The 16,442-nt window shown below is 66.6% G+C and carries 14 protein-coding genes; 5 read left to right on the top strand and 9 right to left on the bottom strand.

What is annotated here, in order from left to right; translation table 11 throughout:
- Position 1 precedes the first annotated feature (1 nt).
- Entirely contained in the window at positions 2 to 568 is a 567-nt protein-coding gene (locus A5784_RS29430) for a COX15/CtaA family protein (RefSeq protein WP_064948398.1), read from the bottom strand.
- Between the two features lie 207 nt (positions 569 to 775).
- Positions 776 to 1,546, bottom strand: coding sequence for a DUF4190 domain-containing protein (locus A5784_RS29425; protein ID WP_156750847.1), 771 nt, complete (start codon positions 1,544 to 1,546; stop codon positions 776 to 778).
- 310 nt (positions 1,547 to 1,856) lie between these two features.
- Between A5784_RS29425 and ygiD the strand changes: the two genes are divergently transcribed.
- From ygiD to A5784_RS29410, 3 genes are read left to right on the top strand one after another with little or no spacing between them, the layout of a single operon-like run.
- Complete coding sequence (gene ygiD, locus A5784_RS29420; protein ID WP_064948397.1) at positions 1,857 to 2,621, top strand: 4,5-DOPA-extradiol-dioxygenase; 765 nt, start codon at positions 1,857 to 1,859, stop codon at positions 2,619 to 2,621.
- Between the two features lie 36 nt (positions 2,622 to 2,657).
- Entirely contained in the window at positions 2,658 to 3,074 is a 417-nt protein-coding gene (locus tag A5784_RS29415; RefSeq protein ID WP_064948396.1) for an EVE domain-containing protein, read from the top strand.
- A gap of 22 nt (positions 3,075 to 3,096) precedes the next feature.
- Complete coding sequence (locus A5784_RS29410; protein ID WP_064948395.1) at positions 3,097 to 3,738, top strand: class I SAM-dependent methyltransferase; 642 nt, start codon at positions 3,097 to 3,099, stop codon at positions 3,736 to 3,738.
- 307 nt (positions 3,739 to 4,045) lie between these two features.
- On the opposite strand, the gene A5784_RS29405 is transcribed toward A5784_RS29410, so the two are convergent.
- The 6 genes from A5784_RS29405 to A5784_RS29380 form a co-directional block, all read right to left on the bottom strand.
- Complete coding sequence (locus tag A5784_RS29405) at positions 4,046 to 5,344, bottom strand: HNH endonuclease signature motif containing protein (protein ID WP_064948394.1); 1,299 nt, start codon at positions 5,342 to 5,344, stop codon at positions 4,046 to 4,048.
- Positions 5,345 to 5,479: 135 nt separating this feature from the next.
- Positions 5,480 to 8,860, bottom strand: a complete 3,381-nt coding sequence (locus tag A5784_RS29400) for an ATP-binding protein (RefSeq protein WP_064948432.1) — start codon at positions 8,858 to 8,860, stop codon at positions 5,480 to 5,482.
- Positions 8,844 to 9,515: a DUF4194 domain-containing protein gene (locus A5784_RS29395; protein ID WP_064948393.1), complete on the bottom strand. Its 672-nt coding sequence runs from the start codon at positions 9,513 to 9,515 to the stop codon at positions 8,844 to 8,846. The genes A5784_RS29400 and A5784_RS29395 overlap by 17 nt, the downstream gene beginning before the upstream one ends.
- 48 nt (positions 9,516 to 9,563) lie before the next feature.
- On the bottom strand, positions 9,564 to 11,021 hold the full coding sequence (locus tag A5784_RS29390) for a DUF3375 domain-containing protein (RefSeq protein ID WP_064948392.1): 1,458 nt from the start codon (positions 11,019 to 11,021) through the stop codon (positions 9,564 to 9,566).
- Positions 11,022 to 11,130: 109 nt separating this feature from the next.
- The gene (locus A5784_RS29385; protein ID WP_064948391.1) at positions 11,131 to 13,368 is read right to left on the bottom strand and encodes an NADP-dependent isocitrate dehydrogenase; all 2,238 of its coding nucleotides are present in this window, start codon (positions 13,366 to 13,368) and stop codon (positions 11,131 to 11,133) included.
- A gap of 150 nt (positions 13,369 to 13,518) precedes the next feature.
- A complete protein-coding gene (locus A5784_RS29380) occupies positions 13,519 to 13,974 on the bottom strand; it encodes a MarR family winged helix-turn-helix transcriptional regulator (protein WP_064948390.1) in 456 nt (151 codons plus the stop codon).
- Between the two features lie 92 nt (positions 13,975 to 14,066).
- Here A5784_RS29380 and A5784_RS29375 point away from each other — a divergent pair, with 92 nt between their 5' ends.
- Both A5784_RS29375 and A5784_RS29370 read left to right on the top strand, forming a co-directional pair.
- The gene (locus A5784_RS29375; protein ID WP_064948389.1) at positions 14,067 to 15,293 is read left to right on the top strand and encodes an FAD-dependent oxidoreductase; all 1,227 of its coding nucleotides are present in this window, start codon (positions 14,067 to 14,069) and stop codon (positions 15,291 to 15,293) included.
- A complete protein-coding gene (locus A5784_RS29370) occupies positions 15,290 to 16,036 on the top strand; it encodes an alpha/beta fold hydrolase (protein ID WP_064948388.1) in 747 nt (248 codons plus the stop codon). Before A5784_RS29375 ends, A5784_RS29370 begins: the two co-directional genes overlap by 4 nt.
- Here the strand turns inward: A5784_RS29370 and A5784_RS38885 are convergent.
- Entirely contained in the window at positions 16,033 to 16,422 is a 390-nt protein-coding gene (locus tag A5784_RS38885) for a hypothetical protein (RefSeq protein ID WP_064948387.1), read from the bottom strand. The genes A5784_RS29370 and A5784_RS38885 overlap by 4 nt on opposite strands.
- Positions 16,423 to 16,442 lie beyond the last annotated feature (20 nt).

Raw genomic sequence — 16,442 nt, 5'->3', positions numbered from 1 at the left:
CCTATAACCTGCCTGCCCACAGGGCGATCTGCCAGGCGCCGACGGCGATGCCGATGAGGCACACCGCCAAGACCACCCAGTACAACGTCGTCGTCCAGCCGGGCGCCGAATAGACGAATTCGGTCCTTCTGCGGGTGTCCACCCGGGTGTAGAACGCCAGCGCCCCGATCGCGACGGGCCCGGCCAACAACCACCCGGCTACCGCGGTCGGCCAGCCGAGGCCGAGGACCGCGCCGAGGACGCCGACGATGACGCCGAGCAACGCCAGCCCGAGCGCCACCGCGAACCAGACCAGCGGCGGGCCTGCGGTCTGCAGGGTTGCTCCCGGCGTCACGGCGGCGGACTGGCCGAACGCGTCGGCGGCTCCGTAGTTACCCGGATCCGGCGCGGAACCGAACGCGTCCTGAGGCTGCGTGTGCTGGGCACGCGGTTGCCCCGGAGGTTGCCCCGCCCACGGGTCGAAACCGCCGGACTGCGGCGCCGGCGGCGCACCGGCCGGTGCGCCGGGCTGGCTCTGCCGCTTCGGTGGTCCGAAGTCGCTGAAATCGAACGGGTTCGGATTGCTCATGACCGCCCCAATCCTCCCGTCTGCGATCCGGTCATCCAGGCGTTGGCGACCGCGCGAATGCGTCGGCAGCAGCCCGCTGTGGTTGCTGTGAACACCGGTCGGGCGGCATTGCACGACTCTATCGGAGACATCTCGGCCCAGGCCCCCGTCAGCTAACTTCTGCCCGGGTTGTCACAGCGGTCCGTTCGCATACGCGCGGAACCCATGTCAGCCGCGATAAGGCGAGATGCAGGCGAAGATCGTCTCGTCGGCATCTGCGATGAACTGGTCTGTGCACACGTTTGTCGGTGCCACCTTGTCGACGCGATAGACCCCCGGGATCGCCAGGCATGCCGACCGCACCATCGTGACCGCCTTGGCATCCGGGCTGTTCGGAGACGCCCCATGCTCCTCTACCTGAATACAGTCCCCGGCCCGCAGATCGGTGACGTGGACCTGCTGAGGCTGCGGCGGTGGCGGCGGCGCAGGCACGGTGGTGCGCGTCGTCGACTTCTTGGTGGTGGTCTTCGACGTGCTGGTCTTCGACGTCGTCGTCGTGGTGGTCGTGGTCGAGGACGACGAATCGTTCTTGTTCAGCACCAGGAACACGACGAGCGCGATGATCGCCACGAAGATCATCAGATAAGAAACCGTCAGCCCGATCAGGGCGCGTTCACGGCCCCTCTCACCGGTCTTCTTGATCTGTGACAGCGCCAGGTGCCCCAAAACCGCCCCGATGGGCGCAAAGACGACGCCGAAGACGATCGACAGGGTTGCCAGCGCGTTGGTCTGACCCGACTGCGGGCCGGGCGGCGGCCCGTATCCCGGCGGCCCCGGCGGATAGCCCGGAGGCGGGCCCTGCGGCGGAAACCCTGGCGGACCTCCCGGTGCGCCCGGAAATCCCGGTGGACCTGCTGGAGGAAAGCCTCCACCTTGTCCGGCGAACGGATCGTTGCCGAACGGACCTGTCGGGCCACCCCCGTACCCGCCGTATGTCATTTATCAGTCCCGCCGTCGACTACGCGTGATTCTGCGTCAAATTCCACCACCATTGCACACGGAATACCCGTCAATGTTGGTGCGGAGACTCGATCGTAATCGGCCCGCGTTTGCCATGCGTACCGCTGCGTGTTGGGCTGCGCCACTACCGCCTCCAGCCTCCTTCGGTGTTCCACGTGCAACGGCCGCCTTGAGCCTAACCCGGCCGGAACCCCTCTCCCGGCACCAAATGGGTTGCCGGGCTGGTCGGCTACGACACGTGGGGCGGCTGAGCCGGCACCAGCGTTAGCCTGGTCCGATGGGGCCTGTGATGCCAGCAGCGTTCATCGGGCACGGCAGCCCGATGAACGCCATCGAATCCAACCGGTACACCGCCGCCTGGCGGGAATTCGGCCGCTCGGTGCCCCGGCCACGGGCCATCCTGGTGGTCAGCGCGCACTGGTACATCAATGCCACGGCGGTCACTGCGATGCCGAGACCACGCACCATCCACGACTTCTACGGATTCCCGCGTGAGCTGTTCGACGTGCAGTACCCGGCGCCCGGCCTGCCGGAACTGGCCGAGGAGATCAGCGACACCGTTCATCCCACCTGGGTGGGCGCCGACGTCGACAGCTGGGGTATCGACCACGGGACCTGGTCGGTGCTGGTGCACGCCTTCCCCGACGCCTCGATCCCGGTGGTGCAGTTGGCCATCAACGCCAACGAACCCGCCGACTACCACCTGCAACTCGGGGCCAAGCTCGCCGCGCTGCGTGACCGCGGCGTGCTGGTGCTGGCCAGCGGCAACATCGTGCACAACCTGGCCGGGATGGACGCTGCGCGTCCCGACGACGGATACGACTGGGCGCAGCGATTCGACGACGCCGCGCGCGAGCAGGTGCTCGACTCCCCCGCCGACATCCTCACCCTCGACGCCCACCGCGACTATCCGCTGGCCGTACCCACCCCGGACCACTTCATCCCGTTCCTGTACTTCGCCGGACTTGCTTCCGCGGCAACCACTTCCGCGGAGGTGCTGATCAGCGGCTACACCTTCGGGTCGCTGTCGATGACGGCATACACACTGCGCTGAGGCCGAACTGTCGGTGGCCCGCCGTAGCGTGCCGTCATGACCTACTGGATCAACACGGTCAGCCGGGACCACGTCGCGCGCGGGGTGGCCGGCGGCTTCACCCAGGCCAACCACGGCAAGCCGCACATGCTGCGCAAGATGGCGCGCGGCGACTGGATCGTCTTCTACTCACCGAGGACCACCTTCCCCGACGGGCCACCGCTGCAGGCGTTCACCGCGATCGGCCAGGTCAGCGACGACGAGCCGTATCAAGCCGAGGTGGCCCCGGACTTGCGGCCGTGGCGCCGGGCGATGGATTTCCTGGCCTGCGAGGAAGCCCCGATCCGGCCGCTGATCGACGATCTCGACTTCGTGGAAGACAAGAAACGCTGGGGGTACCGGTTCCGGTTCGGCGTTTTCGAGATCGATGAGCATGATTTCGAGGTCATTCGTTCGGCCATGAGCCCACCCTGACCGCGCGCCTACACTCGGACCGGTGACAACCACGCAACGCCGCGGATTCAACGACACCGTCACCCGGTTCTGGAGCTTCGCCGCTCCGGCCTACGACCAGCGGTGCGTGCAGCGTTGGGTCTACCGGCCCGCTCAGGACGAGGTCATCGCCCAGCTGCGGCAGCATGGTTCGACCCAGATCGCCGATATCGCGTGCGGCACCGGCATCCTGGCTGACCGCATCCAGCGTGAGTTGCGGCCCGACGAGGTGTACGGCATCGACATGTCCGAGGGCATGCTGGCCCAGGCCCGCAAGCGGTCCGACCGGGTGCGGTGGATGTCGGCTCCCGCCGAGGAGTTGCCGTTTGAGGACGGTTTCCTCGATGCCGTGGTGACCACGTCGGCGTTCCACTTCTTCGACCAGCCCGCCGCGCTGGCCGAGTTCCACCGCGTCCTCGCCCCGGGAGGCATCGTCGCGGTCACGACCATCAGTCCACGCCAACCGATTCCGGTGCTGCAGGCGCTGTCCGCGGCGGTGTGGAGCCCAGCGCACAACCCGTCCGAGTCGGAATTGCTGGCGCTGTTCGCCGGCGCCGGGTTCACCGTTGCCAACCAGCACCGGGTCCGCCGGCCGTTCTGGACGCCGATCTCCGATCTGATCACCGTCGGGGTCAAACCGGCGTAGTGCCTGGCGCCCAATTTCGGAGTGCCTGGGCAAGAGTGGGTTTCGGTACAGGCAGGCGAATTCCGCTGAGGCTGGTTGCACGCACAACGCGGAATCGAACGCTGGCGTTCGCGCACCGGAGATGGTTCAGCTGCGACGGCGGAGCGCCACGCGCTCGCGTTATGGGCGTGCACGATCGTCATCACGTGCTATTGGCGTGCACCGGGATCCGTCTTTGGTTCGAAAATCCTAGATCGCCCGGCCCGCCCATAAGCGAATTCGCCTGGTGGCCAGCGTTATCCGGCCCGGCACGCTGCCGGGCTTGCGCCTAGTTGGGCGATGGTGGTGGCTCGGGTTGGAAGGGGGTGTACCACCACCAGTCGGCGCGTTCGCCGGTCGGTCCGCGATAGGGCGGGACATTCGGTGGCGGTGTGGTCGGTGGCCGCGCCAACGAACCGCCATGTAATTCTCGGCCGGTGGCGTCGGTGACCCTGAGCCGTTCGGCGGGACCGGTGATGGTGATGCCCCCACGGTGATGCAACCGATGATGAAAAGCGCAGAGCAGCACGAGGTTGCACAGTTCGGTGGGTCCGCCATCCTCCCAGTGGGCGATGTGGTGAGCGTGCAATCCGCGGGTGGCTCCGCAGCCGGGCACCGCGCAGCACCGATCGCGATACTCCAAGGCGCGGCGCAGCCGGCGGTTGACGGTGCGGGCGCGACGCCCCGCCCCGATCGGTTGTCCGTGGCGTTCGAACCACACCTCACACGTCGCATCACATGTCAGGTAACGCCGCTCATCCTCAGACAGCACCGGGCCCAGATGCAGGGCAGCAACGGGTTTCTCGCCATCGCGGTCGAGATCAACATGCACCACGACGGTGGTGTGTTGCCCGTGCGGGCGGGCCGCCACATCAGCATCCCACCCCGCCTCGACCAGACTCATGAAGGCATCCACGGTGGTCGGGAAGGGTGGTGCCTGCTCCGAGACGTGGTCGGCATTCTCGTGGTCACGTTTCCATGCCGCGATCAGCGCCTCCTGATGCGAGCGCATCCCGGCATCGAGTTTCGCCGCCTCCAACCGCGGCAGGGTGATCTGATACGTCGTGCAATCGTCATGCTCGACTTTGGTGAACGAGCGTTTGGGCTCCGGCACCACCGGCTCGGCTTCCGCTTCCGGGTCGGGGTCGGCCGGCGGTTCGGGTTTGGGTTCCAGTTTCACCGCGGTGCGCAGCTGGGCCACGGTCGCCACCGCGGCCAACTCCGCGTAGTGCGCATCGGAACCGTCGGCGGCGCGCTCAGCGATCACCCCCACCTGATCGAGCGACAACCGGCCCTCCCGCAGGCCCTCCACGCAGAGCGGGAAGTCCTCGGCTCGCCGCGCCACCGCCACCACCGTCTCGGCATTGTTGGGGGTGATCCCAGTCTTCCAGGCCACCAACGAGGTGATCGACCGGGCCCCGGTGGCGCCCCACAACCCGTCGCGCTCCAGTTCGGCGACGATGTCGACCATGCGCCCGTCGATCGCATTGCGCTGCCCGGCCAACTCCGACAACTCTTCGAACAACACCTCCACCCGCTGCGCAGGGCTGACCCCATCATCAGCGAAAGATGTTGGCTGCGAGGACATACCACCATTATGGCGGAGACCACCGACAAGTTTCGGGGCTCACCGCACACTATCGAACGCCGACTACACCGCGACGACAGCTTCGCCGAGCACCACAGAAACTGACGCCGCAACTCGACGACCGCAGCGCAAATATCAGACCGGCTCGGGCACCTTCAGATCCCGCCGCAGGGCGCTGAAATCGCTGATGGTCTTGGTGACGACGGTCGCGACGGGGCGGGCGTTGCGACCGGTCGCCTCGGTCTTGGACACCATCACCACGCCGTCGATGTAGGGCTGGATGGTGGTGGCGTTCTGCACGGTCGCCACGATCACCAGCTGGAAACCGAACTTGCGGAACGCTTCCAGCGCCTGAGAGGCGAACTGCGGATCAGACTTCGAAAACGCCTCGTCCAGCATCAACTGCGCGAAAACCGGGGTGTTGTCCCCGCTTTCGGGGCTGGCCAGGTTGAAGCTCAGCGCGCCTGCCAGGCAGAACGCCATCAGCTTCTCCTGCTCGCCGCCGGAGTTGTCGCCCGCGTTGCTGTGCGTGCGGATCAACTCGTCACTGCGCACATCCCACTCCGCGCAGTCGAACGCGAACCGGTTGCGCACGTCGAGCGCGTCGCGCGTCCAGGCGCGGTCCTCAGGTGTGTTGCTGGCCAAGCGGTTTCGCAGCCGCAGGATGTCCGCGTACTGATCGAGGATGGCCTTCTTGTCGCCGAGGCCCACCTCTGCGATGCGCCGCGAAATGGCCTTGACGATGTCGGTCAGCTCCGAGACCGCGGCCAGGCTGCGCGGGGTGGCCCGCAGCGTCAGCCTTGTGCCGCGGTTGAATTCGACGGCACCCAGCCCGGTGTTCACCCTGGCTATCTGGTCGCTGATCCGGCGGGTCTCCTGTTCGGCCACCCGGTGCAGGGTCAGGATCGCGTCGGGGGCCTGCTCGGTGATGAGCCGCATCATCCGCTCGTAGGCGTCGGGCAGCTCGCGTTCATCGATGTGGCGGCACACCGCGACGTAATCGTGCACCCGTTCGTCGAAGTCATCCGAGTCGTTCGGAATCGCGTCGGGGAACGAGGTGTCGAACGTGGCGATGATGCGGGCCAGTTCGTCGTATGAACGCCTGCGGCTTTCGGTCAGCTGGTCGCGTTCGCGCCGGATCGCGGTGAACAACGCGTCGCGGTGCGGCTCGGGATTGAGCAGCTCCAGCTCCACGGGGATCTCCGCGGCGTAGCGGTGCAGCAGTTCACTGATGGGTTCGGACACCGCGGCGGGCGCGAGCCGCTCCTGCAGTTCCAGCAGCCGGGTGCGACGCCTGTCCAGTTCATCGCGACGTGTCTGGATCACGCCGCGTCGGGTCATCAGGGTCTGGATGTTGCTCCAGATCTCCTCGGCCCGTGCGCTGAGGGCCTCGATGTCGGGATTGTCGGCCAGCAACAGCTCGTACTGCTCACGGAGGCGGTCGGCATGCCCGTCGGCGGTCTCGGTGTCGATCTGGCTCCACTGCGGATACTGCTCGTAGATCGCCTTGCAGGCCGCGGCCTGATCACGCCACTGCTGCCGTTGGCGGGCAATCTCATCCGCTGCGTGCCGCGCCTGCTGGAAGGCGTCCTCTGCTTCGGTCAGCTCGGCCGTCAACGCGTCCAACTTGGCCGCGATATCGCCCTGGTAGATGTATTCCGACGGTTTGATCGGCCGACGGTCGTCCTTGATGGCCAACCGATCGGAATCCTTGTACAGCCCGGAATCGGTGACTGCGCGGCGGAACCGGGAGAACACATCGGGGGTGTCGACGCAGATGTGGTCACCGGCGGCGGCGATCACGTCGGCTGCCTCGGCCGCACACGGATGCGCCGGGTCGACGACAAACAGCTTGCCCGCCAACGTGTTCGGTTCTGCCACGCGACCGGTGGAGGTCACTCGGACGTGATGCAGCGCCAGGCGGCCGCGCATGTTGGTCTCGTTGACGAAGCGCAGCACCTTGGCGTAGTGCTGATCGGGCACCAGCAGCCGCAGGCCGACAGGCCGCAGCACTTTCTCCACGGCCAGCCGCCAGCGGGCCTCCTCGGGGCGCAGGTCGAGCAGCTCGGCGACGTACGGCAGCTCCGCGGGGTCGATACCGACTGCACTGCAGATGTTTTCGCGCATGGCGACCGCCGACTCGGGCAGGGCCGAACCCACGTGCTCGACGCGCTTGAGCTCCTTGGCGGCGTTGTCGCGGACGATGCGGGCCGACTTCTGGGCGTACTCGGCATCGGTCGACGCGTCGCGGCCCCATTCCAGCTTGCCGAGCATCTCGGTGGCCTGCCGGGTGAGTTCCTCACGCAGATTCCAGAACTCGTCGGCGGACTCGGGCGGCTCGATGCCCTGCGCGCCCACCAGATCCTCGTAGGCCGCGCGCCGGCGCGAGACCTCTTCGGCCTGCGCTTCGGCCGCGGCCACCTGCGCCTGCAGCGGGCCGACGTTGGTGCTGGCGCCGTTGATCTGCGCGTTGAGCGAATCCCCTTCAGCCTTGGCCAGATTGAGCTGCCTGGTCAGATCGGCGTGCTCGTTGTCGAGCTGGGTTACCTCGGCGTCCAGGGTTTCGATCTGGGCCGGGCACTGCTTGAGCCGCACATGGTCGGTGTAGGCCCGCACCAACGGCTGGTCCACCAGATCGATGATGCCCAGGTCGGAGGATTCCGAGGTGTAGCGGATCTGGATGGCTTCGATGTCGCCGAGGATCTTGCGCTTGCGCTGCGCGACGGCCAGCAGCTCGCGGGCCTCCACCAGCGGGTCGATCTGTTTGAGCGCCTCCGGCAGCCGGGCCAGGCTGTCGGGCTCGTCGAGCATGAACTCGCGCACGAACTGTTCAAGCCCGCCAACGCTTTTCAGCGACTTGGCCTTGCCCAGCAGCTGCTGCGCGGCTTCGGACGCGCGGATGCCGATAGCCGCGTAGAGCTGGGCCAGGTACTGCGATTCCACCTTGGTGGTGAACTTCCAGCCGCTATTTATCCCGTCGCTTCGCTCGCCCCGGTCACCTTTGAACACGCCCGTATCGAAACGCCCCGCAGCCCAACGGTTGCAGACTTCTTCGATGTCGAGGTCACCGTCGCCCAGGACATATCGGCTCGACGAGTCAGAGCGGGATTCCCCGGTGAGCCACTTGAGCACGAGGCCGGTGATGGTGCGCCCGGTGTTGCTGCGGTATGTCACGCCGACTGCAGACCAGGTGGTCCCCTCACCCCGCAGGTACATCACCTGACTGGCTCCGCCGTCGCTGCGCTGTCCCCACGCGCCGCGGACATATTTGTCGACGGTGCGCCTGCCTGCGCTGGACCCGGCCGCGGTGTTGTCACCCGAGGCGTTGAAATTGCGTCGGTTGAACGGCAGGAAGCCCAGCGAAATGGCGTCCAGCAGTGAGGATTTGCCGCTTCCGGAGGCACCCGCGATCAGCGAGCCGCCTGCGCTGAACGGGATCGAGTGGTAGCCGTCGAACACGCCCCAGTTGATGATCTGCAGTCGGGACAGGTGGAACTGTTCAGTCGCGGACGGCATCGTCGCCACCCCCATTCAGCAGAGCCTCGAACTGCTGCTGCAGTTCGGTGATCACCGACGCCGTCATGATCGCGCTGATGACGGGGCTGACGGTGTAGCTGTCCTCGTCATCGCGGGTCTTGCGCAGGATGTCCAGGCCCGCGAGCCGGGCGATGGCCGCGTCGATGCGCGCGGTGAACGTGACGGTGTCGCGGTCGGTGTCGTTGAGCACTCCGGAGAACAGGCCGTGGATCTCATCGCGGGTGATCAGGAAGCTCTGGTCGCCACCGGCACGCATCATCTGCGCGAGGTGCAGGGCGAGGATCGAATCGTAGGTGCCGAGCGGTTCGCGGCGTAACAGCTTGATGCCCTTGGCGGATTCGTAGCGGGCCTGCTCGATGAAGGCGATGCCGATGTCGTCGACGATGCGCAGCTGCAGGTCGAGTTCGGACAACCGCACAGCGAGGTCGGAGCGGTACTCCTTGACCCAGCTGTAGACGTCGGTGTCGGATTCGCTGCTGATGTAGCGCCGCGTCAACAGGTGCTGCAGGGCCCAGCAGGCCCGGTCGGGCATCGCGCTGACGTCACCGTCGAAGCGCGGCCGACGCTGTTGCGGGGCCCGACCGTTGCGGTCGACCTCCGGAAGTGACGCGAAATCGATGGGCGCGTCGGTCATTTCGGCTCCTCGCGCAGGCGCTCGTCGGTCATTTCGGCTCCCCGTCGGTCACGATGCTGACCCCATAATCGGTTCGGTGAACACGAGGTGCGGTACCTCCATCTCGCGATCCCTGCCGTCCAGGGATTGGAATCTGACCGTGGTGGATGCCGGGGCGGTCGCCGCGTCGCCGGCCGTTCGAGGCTGCTTGAGCGCCCACGACCACAACACGATGACGTGGCCGAGGTACGCCGAGTCGAGCATTCCCACCGCTTCCGGCAGCGACACCGGGGCCTGCCGCAGCGCGGTGTTGATCATCTCCGACATGGCGGGTGCGTCCACCTGCGTGGTCAGAGCCGCGAACGTGGACAGGTCCACCTCGCCGTCGGCGATCTGCGCGGGCTTCGGCGCGGACAGGTCGTTGATCCGGAAGCTCAGTGCGCCGATCGAGCTGATGGTGTGCCGGGCCAGCGGCACATCGAGGTCGAGGCGTGAATCGGTCAGCGACACCTTCAGCAGCGCGCGGGCGGCGCCGATGGCGTCGTTGAGCTGACGCGCCACACCGCGGCTCTGCTCGAGCGTGCCGAATGCGGTGAACCGCTTGACCCGCTGGGCGCAGCGCTGCTGGATGCGTTCCACCTCGTCGATTTGATGCCCGACCAGCTCGAAGAAGCTCGCCATCACCTTGCGCAGCGCCGGGTCGAGCTCGGGCAGCGTGGCCGCGACGGTGGCGATGTCGGCCTCGAACTCGGCGCGCTGCTGCGGATCGTTGATCATCCGCAGGAACGCGCGATGCGAGTCCCGGCCTGCCGAATCCCAGGCCTCCTGGTAGTCGGCGTACATCTGGCGCTGGCGGTCGCGGTAATCGGCGTTGCTGTCGATCGGATCGTCGAGCGCGGCGGTGGCCTGCTCGATCATGCTGCCGTAGAGACCGATGTCGGTGATCAGCCGTTCCATCTGCATCGCGATGGCGCGCGCCTCGTCGTACATCGCGGTGACATCGGGGTCCGGCCGTAAACCGGCGTCGAGCTCATCGAGCTCGGCGTGCAGCGCCGCGATCTCGGCCTCGATGCCGGCCCGGATCCGGTCGGGGTCGTTGCCGACCCGCACCGCCACCTGCTTGAGCCGCGACGCGATGCCGTTGATGGACCCACCGGTCGCGATGGTGTCGTTACGGCGTACTCCCCGCACGAAATCCAGCGCCCGGCGCGCGTCCTGGGTCAGGTAGCAGACGTTGCGCTCGTGACCGGTACGCGTGTCGGCCACCCGGTGCAGCCAGCCCTGGCTGGCCCAGCTCTTGATGAGGGCCAGCCCGGACTGCTCGGAGTCGCCGAGCTCGGCGAGGTCACGCTCGAGCCGTACCACCAGATCGGTCTCGGCCACGGTGCCACCCGACAGGTGGCGTTCCATCAGCGTTGCGTACACGCCGAGGTTCAGAGTGGCCAACAGCCGGACTGCGCGCGAGCCCTGAACTTCACGGTTGAGTTCGAGTAACTCGGCGGCCGACAGCACCGCGTTGTCCTCCACCTGATTTCCCCCATGTCGTTCGCCAGACGGTCCAAGATAGGCCACGGCACCGACATCGGGTGAAATCGGGTTGGGCTCGCGCAGGTCAGGCCTGTGCCGCCGCGAGGCCCTACTCGGCGGCCGCCGCCAGGGTCGAGTTGAACGTCTCGCTCGGCCGCATCACCGCACTGGTCTTGTCCGGGTCTGCGGAGTAGTAGCCACCGATGTCGACCGGCTTGCCCTGCACCGCGGCGAGCTCGGAGACGATGGTGTCCTCGTTCTCGGCCAGTGCCTTGGCCAGCGGTGCGAAGTGCTTGGCCAGCTCCGGATCGTCGGTCTGGGCCGCGAGCTCCTCCGCCCAGTACATCGCCAGGTAGAACTGGCTGCCGCGGTTGTCGAGCTCACCGGTCTTGCGTGACGGGCCTTTGTTGTTGTCCAGCAGCTTGCCGGTCGCGGAGTCGAGTGTCTTCGCGAGGATCGCGGCCTTCTTGTTGCCGGACTTGTTGCTCAGGTCCTCCAGGCTGGCGCCCAGCGCCAGGAACTCGCCGAGCGAATCCCAGCGCAGGTGGTTCTCCTCGACCAGCTGATGCACGTGCTTGGGCGCCGAGCCGCCGGCTCCGGTCTCGTAGAGTCCGCCACCGGCCATCAGCGGCACGATGGAGAGCATCTTGGCGCTGGTGCCCAGCTCCAAGATCGGGAACAGGTCGGTGAGGTAGTCACGCAGGATGTTGCCGGTCGCCGCGATGGTGTCCTGACCCCGCATCGCCCGCTCGATGGTGTGCCGCATCGCGCGTTCCTGCGACATGATCTGGATGTCGAGGCCCTCGGTGTCGTGGTCCTTGAGGTACAGGTTGACCTTCTTGCGCAGCTCGGCCTCGTGCGGGCGCTCCTGATCCAGCCAGAACACCACCGGCATGCCGGAGATCCGGGCCCGGTTGACGGCGAGCTTGACCCAATCCTGGATCGGCGCGTCCTTGACGATCGGCATGCGCCAGATGTCGCCTGTCTCGACGTTCTGGCTCAGCAGCACCTCGCCGGTCTCGTTGTCGACGATGTTGGCGACGCCGTCCGCGGGAACCTCGAACGTCTTGTCGTGGCTGCCGTACTCCTCGGCCTGCTGTGCCATCAGACCCACGTTGGGGACGGTGCCCATCGTCGTCGGATCGAACTGGCCGTGGGTCTTACAGAAGTTGATCATCTCCTGGTAGATCCGGGAGAACGTCGACTCCGGGTTGACCGCCTTGGTGTCCTTGGTGCGGCCGTCGGCGCCGTACATCTTGCCGCCGAGCCGGATCATCGCAGGCATCGAGGCGTCGACGATGACGTCGCTGGGCGAGTGGAAGTTCGAGATGCCCTTGGCCGAATCGACCATGGCCAGCTCGGGCCGGTGCTCGTGGCAGGCGTGCAGGTCGCGGATGATCTCTTCGTGCAGTGACGCGGGCAACGACTCGATCTTGGCGTAGAGATCGGACAGGCCGTTGTTGACGTTGACGCCCAGCTCGTCGAAGAGCTTCTGATGCTTTTCGAAGGCTTCCTTGTAGAAGATCTTGACCGCGTGGCCGAACACGATCGGGTGGCTGACCTTCATCATGGTGGCCTTGACGTGCAGCGAGAACATCACGCCCGTCTTGTAGGCGTCTTCCATCTGCTCTTCGTAGAATTCGCGCAGTGCCTTGACGCTCATGAACATGCTGTCGATGACGTCGCCTGCGTCGAGTTTCACCTCGGGCTTGAGCACGATGGTCTCGCCGTCGGTGGTCACCAGCTCCATGCGTACGTTGTGGGCCTTGTCGAGCGTCATCGACTTCTCGCCGTGGTAGAAGTCGCCGTGTTTCATGGTGGCCACGTGAGTGCGCGACGCCTGCGACCATTTGCCCATGCTGTGCGGGTGCTTGCGGGCGTACTCCTTGACCGCCTTGGGCGCGCGGCGGTCCGAGTTGCCTTCACGCAACACCGGGTTGACTGCGCTGCCGAGGACCTTGGCGTAGCGGTCCTTGATGGCCTTCTCGTCGTCGGTCTTCGCGTCGCCGGGATAGTCCGGGACGGCGTAGCCCTTCTCCTGCAGCTCCTTGATGGCGGCCACCAGCTGCGGTACCGAGGCGCTGATGTTGGGCAGCTTGATGATGTTGGTGTCCGGAAGCTGCGTGAGCCGGCCGAGCTCGGCCAGGTTGTCCGGGACGCGCTGGTCCTCGGTCAGGTAGTCACCGAACTCGGCCAGGATGCGGGCCGCCACCGAGATGTCGCTGGTCTCGACATTGATGCCGGCCGGGTCGGTGAAAGCACGGATGACGGGCAGAAACGCGTACGTCGCGAGCAGCGGCGCCTCGTCGGTGAGCGTGTAGATGATGGTCGGCTTGTCGGAGCTCATTTCTTTAGCATCTCCTGGCGTCACGATGTCACGGCGGCTATCAGTATTGCGTCGGATACGACACTACGTGCGGCTATGCGCGAGCTGTTCATGTGCCCAGCGGTCCCAGTTAACGCGTGGCGGGGCGGGCGGTAGCCGGTGGCTCAACCCTCACGTGCGTAGCTGCCGCAGCCGCTCGATGTGCCGATCCTGCAGATCGGCGGTACGGGCGAGGAACTGGGTGATCAGCTGGAGTTGGTCGACGGTGTAATCGCGCAGCAGTTTGGCGCCGTCGGCGATCAGTGGGTCGATGAGTTCGTACGCGCGCCGGGTCGCCGCATCCGTGGCAGTGACGATCACCTTGCGCCGATCGCCCGGATGGGCCGTTCGCGTGACGTAGTCCAGTTTCTCCAACCGGTCGAGCAGCGTCGTCACGCTGCCGGTGGTCAGGCCCAGCCGGTCGGCCAGCATCCGCGGCGTCGCCTCGCTCTCCTCCCGGATCAGGATCTCCAGGCAGCGCAGGTCGGTCTCGTTGATACCGAGCACCCGCGCGCTTTCGCGGTCGAAGTCATCGACGGCGGCCTGATAACGCGCGATCGCATTCGCCAGTGCCTCTTCCGCTTCCATTCGTCTTGACAATCAAGTAACTCGACTTCCATACTATTTTTCGCTTGACTATCAAGATACTTCATGGTCATGGTCGCGGAAGGGATTTCGACATGACACGCGCACTGGTGATCGGCGCCGGCGTCGCAGGCCCAGTCCTGGCGATCGCCCTGCAGCGCATCGGTATCGAGGCGCTGCTGTTCGAACGGCGACCGTCGCTCGAGCACCGCGGCGGATCGTGGTTGACGTTTCAGGCCAACGGCATGGACGCGCTGCGTGCGCTGGGTATCGCCGAACCGGTCGAAGCGCTCGGATTCGAGCTGGAGACCATCAGCTTCGTCAACGGGAAAGGCCGCCGCCTCGGCCGCATGCCGCTCGCGAGCCCCCGTGCCGACGGCCAGCTTTCGCAGATGATGCGGCGCGACGAGCTCTACCGCACGCTGACCCACGTCGCCGCCGAACACGGCGTAGGGATCGCGACCGGTAAGGAACTCGTCGACGCACGCGTGACGCCCCGCGGAGTCGAGGCTCTCTTCGCCGACGGCGACCACGCCACCGGGGACCTGTTGATCGGTTGCGACGGCATCCACTCCCGGGTGCGCACCCTCATCGACCCTGCGGCGGTACCCCCACGCTATGTGCCGGTGCTCAACATCGGCGGTCACATCCCCGGCTTCACCGTCGACGTGCCGCCCCGAGAATTCCGCATGCAGTTCGGCACCCGCTGCTTCTTCGCATGGATGGCCGCGCCCGATGGCGGCACGGTGTGGTTCGCCAACCCGCCGATGGCCCGCGAACCCGCGGACGGTGTTCTCTCCGGGCTGCCGGACAGCCAGTGGCGCACCTGGTTACACGAGCTGATGGACGGTGACGTCGGCCCTGCACCCCGCATCATCGATGCTGCTCCAGGGCCTCTTTTCGGGTGGGCTACCTACGACATGCCCGTCGTGAAGCACTGGTCCAACGAACGGATGATCGTGATCGGCGATGCTGCCCACGCAACCGCGCCGTCGGCCGGGCAGGGGGCCGCCATGTCGCTCGAAGACGCCGTCATCCTCGCCAAATGCCTGCGCGATACCCGCGAGATCGGCGAGGCCTTTGCCCTCTTCGAATCGGCTCGGCGCACCCGCGTCGAACGGATCGTCAAATACGGGGCCCGGTCGGCGAACTCCAAGGCCGCAGGCCCCGTTGCACGCAGGGTCCGCGACGCGTTTCTGCCTGTGGTCTTCAGACGAATGGAACGCGACGGCGGACGCTCGATGGCGTGGCTTCAGGGCCATCACATCGATTTCGCCGAACCGATGAGATCTCCGGCCGCGGCCGCGAGGATGACGCTATGACGGTGGTTCTCGTGCACGGCAATCCGGAGTCCGACGCGCTCTGGGATCCGCTCGTGGCAGCGCTCGGGCGCGACGACGTCATCCGGTTGTCTCCTCCGGGGTTCGGCGCGCCGCTGCCCGACGGGTTCACGGCGACGTATCTGGAGTACCGCGACTGGCTCGAGGCGCAACTGGAGGGTATCGACGGCCCGGTCGATCTCGTGGGCCACGACTGGGGCGGCGGCCATGTCCTCAATGTCGTGATGCACCGGCCGGAGCTGGTGCGCAGTTGGGCCAGCGACGTCGTCGGACTGTTCGACCCCGAGTACGTCTGGCACGACCTGGCCCAGGTGTGGCAGACCCCTGGCGACGGTGAGCAGGCCGTGGACGCCATGCTCGGCGGCACGGTCGAGGACCGCGCGGCCCAGATGGCCGCGCTGGGCATACCCATCGACATCGCGACGCAGATCGCCGCGGCTCAGGGGCCGGACATGGGCAAGGCGATCCTGGCGCTGTACCGCTCGGCGCGCCAACCGGCGATGGCCGAGGCAGGCCGGGCACTGGAGAAGGCTCAAGCGCGGCCGGGCCTGTCGCTGCTGGCGACCGACGACCCCTACATCGGCTCCGACGCGGTGCGGCGGCGAGCGGCCGAGCGGGCCGGCGCCGAGACCGCGGTTCTCGAGGGCCTGGGGCACTGGTGGATGGTGCAGGACCCGGCGCCCGGCGCAGCCGCCCTCAGCGGATTCTGGGAGTCACTCGGCTAGCGGCCGGGTGTGACCGTCGGCGCGATGTACTGATACCACCACTCGGCGTACGCCTGCGCCTGCTGGGCATCCTGACGGAGTTTGCGTCGGGCAGTCATGTTGTGGCCCAACGCAATCCAGTTCATGATCAGAATCGACAGGAAGCTCCACCAGCCCAGCAGCAGATTCTGCGTCAAGGCGCTGCGCAGCGCCGCGTCGCACTGGGCGTAGGTGCCCGTGACGTGTCGGGTCTGGTTGAACCAGAACACGAGTGCACCGATGTGTGTCATGGCTGAGACCTGGAAGATCGGCTCGGCCGGCGGAGGCGGGTACTGCGGCGGACCCGGCGGCGCCGGATAGCCGGGCTGCTGCGGCGGATAGCCGGGCGGCTGACCGGGTTGTGACATGGGCGGACCTCCCTGAAAAG

The organism is Mycobacterium sp. 852013-50091_SCH5140682, from assembly GCF_001665685.1.
In the GTDB taxonomy this organism is placed as follows: domain Bacteria; phylum Actinomycetota; class Actinomycetes; order Mycobacteriales; family Mycobacteriaceae; genus Mycobacterium.
This window is presented reverse-complemented; position numbering and strand designations above follow the sequence as displayed.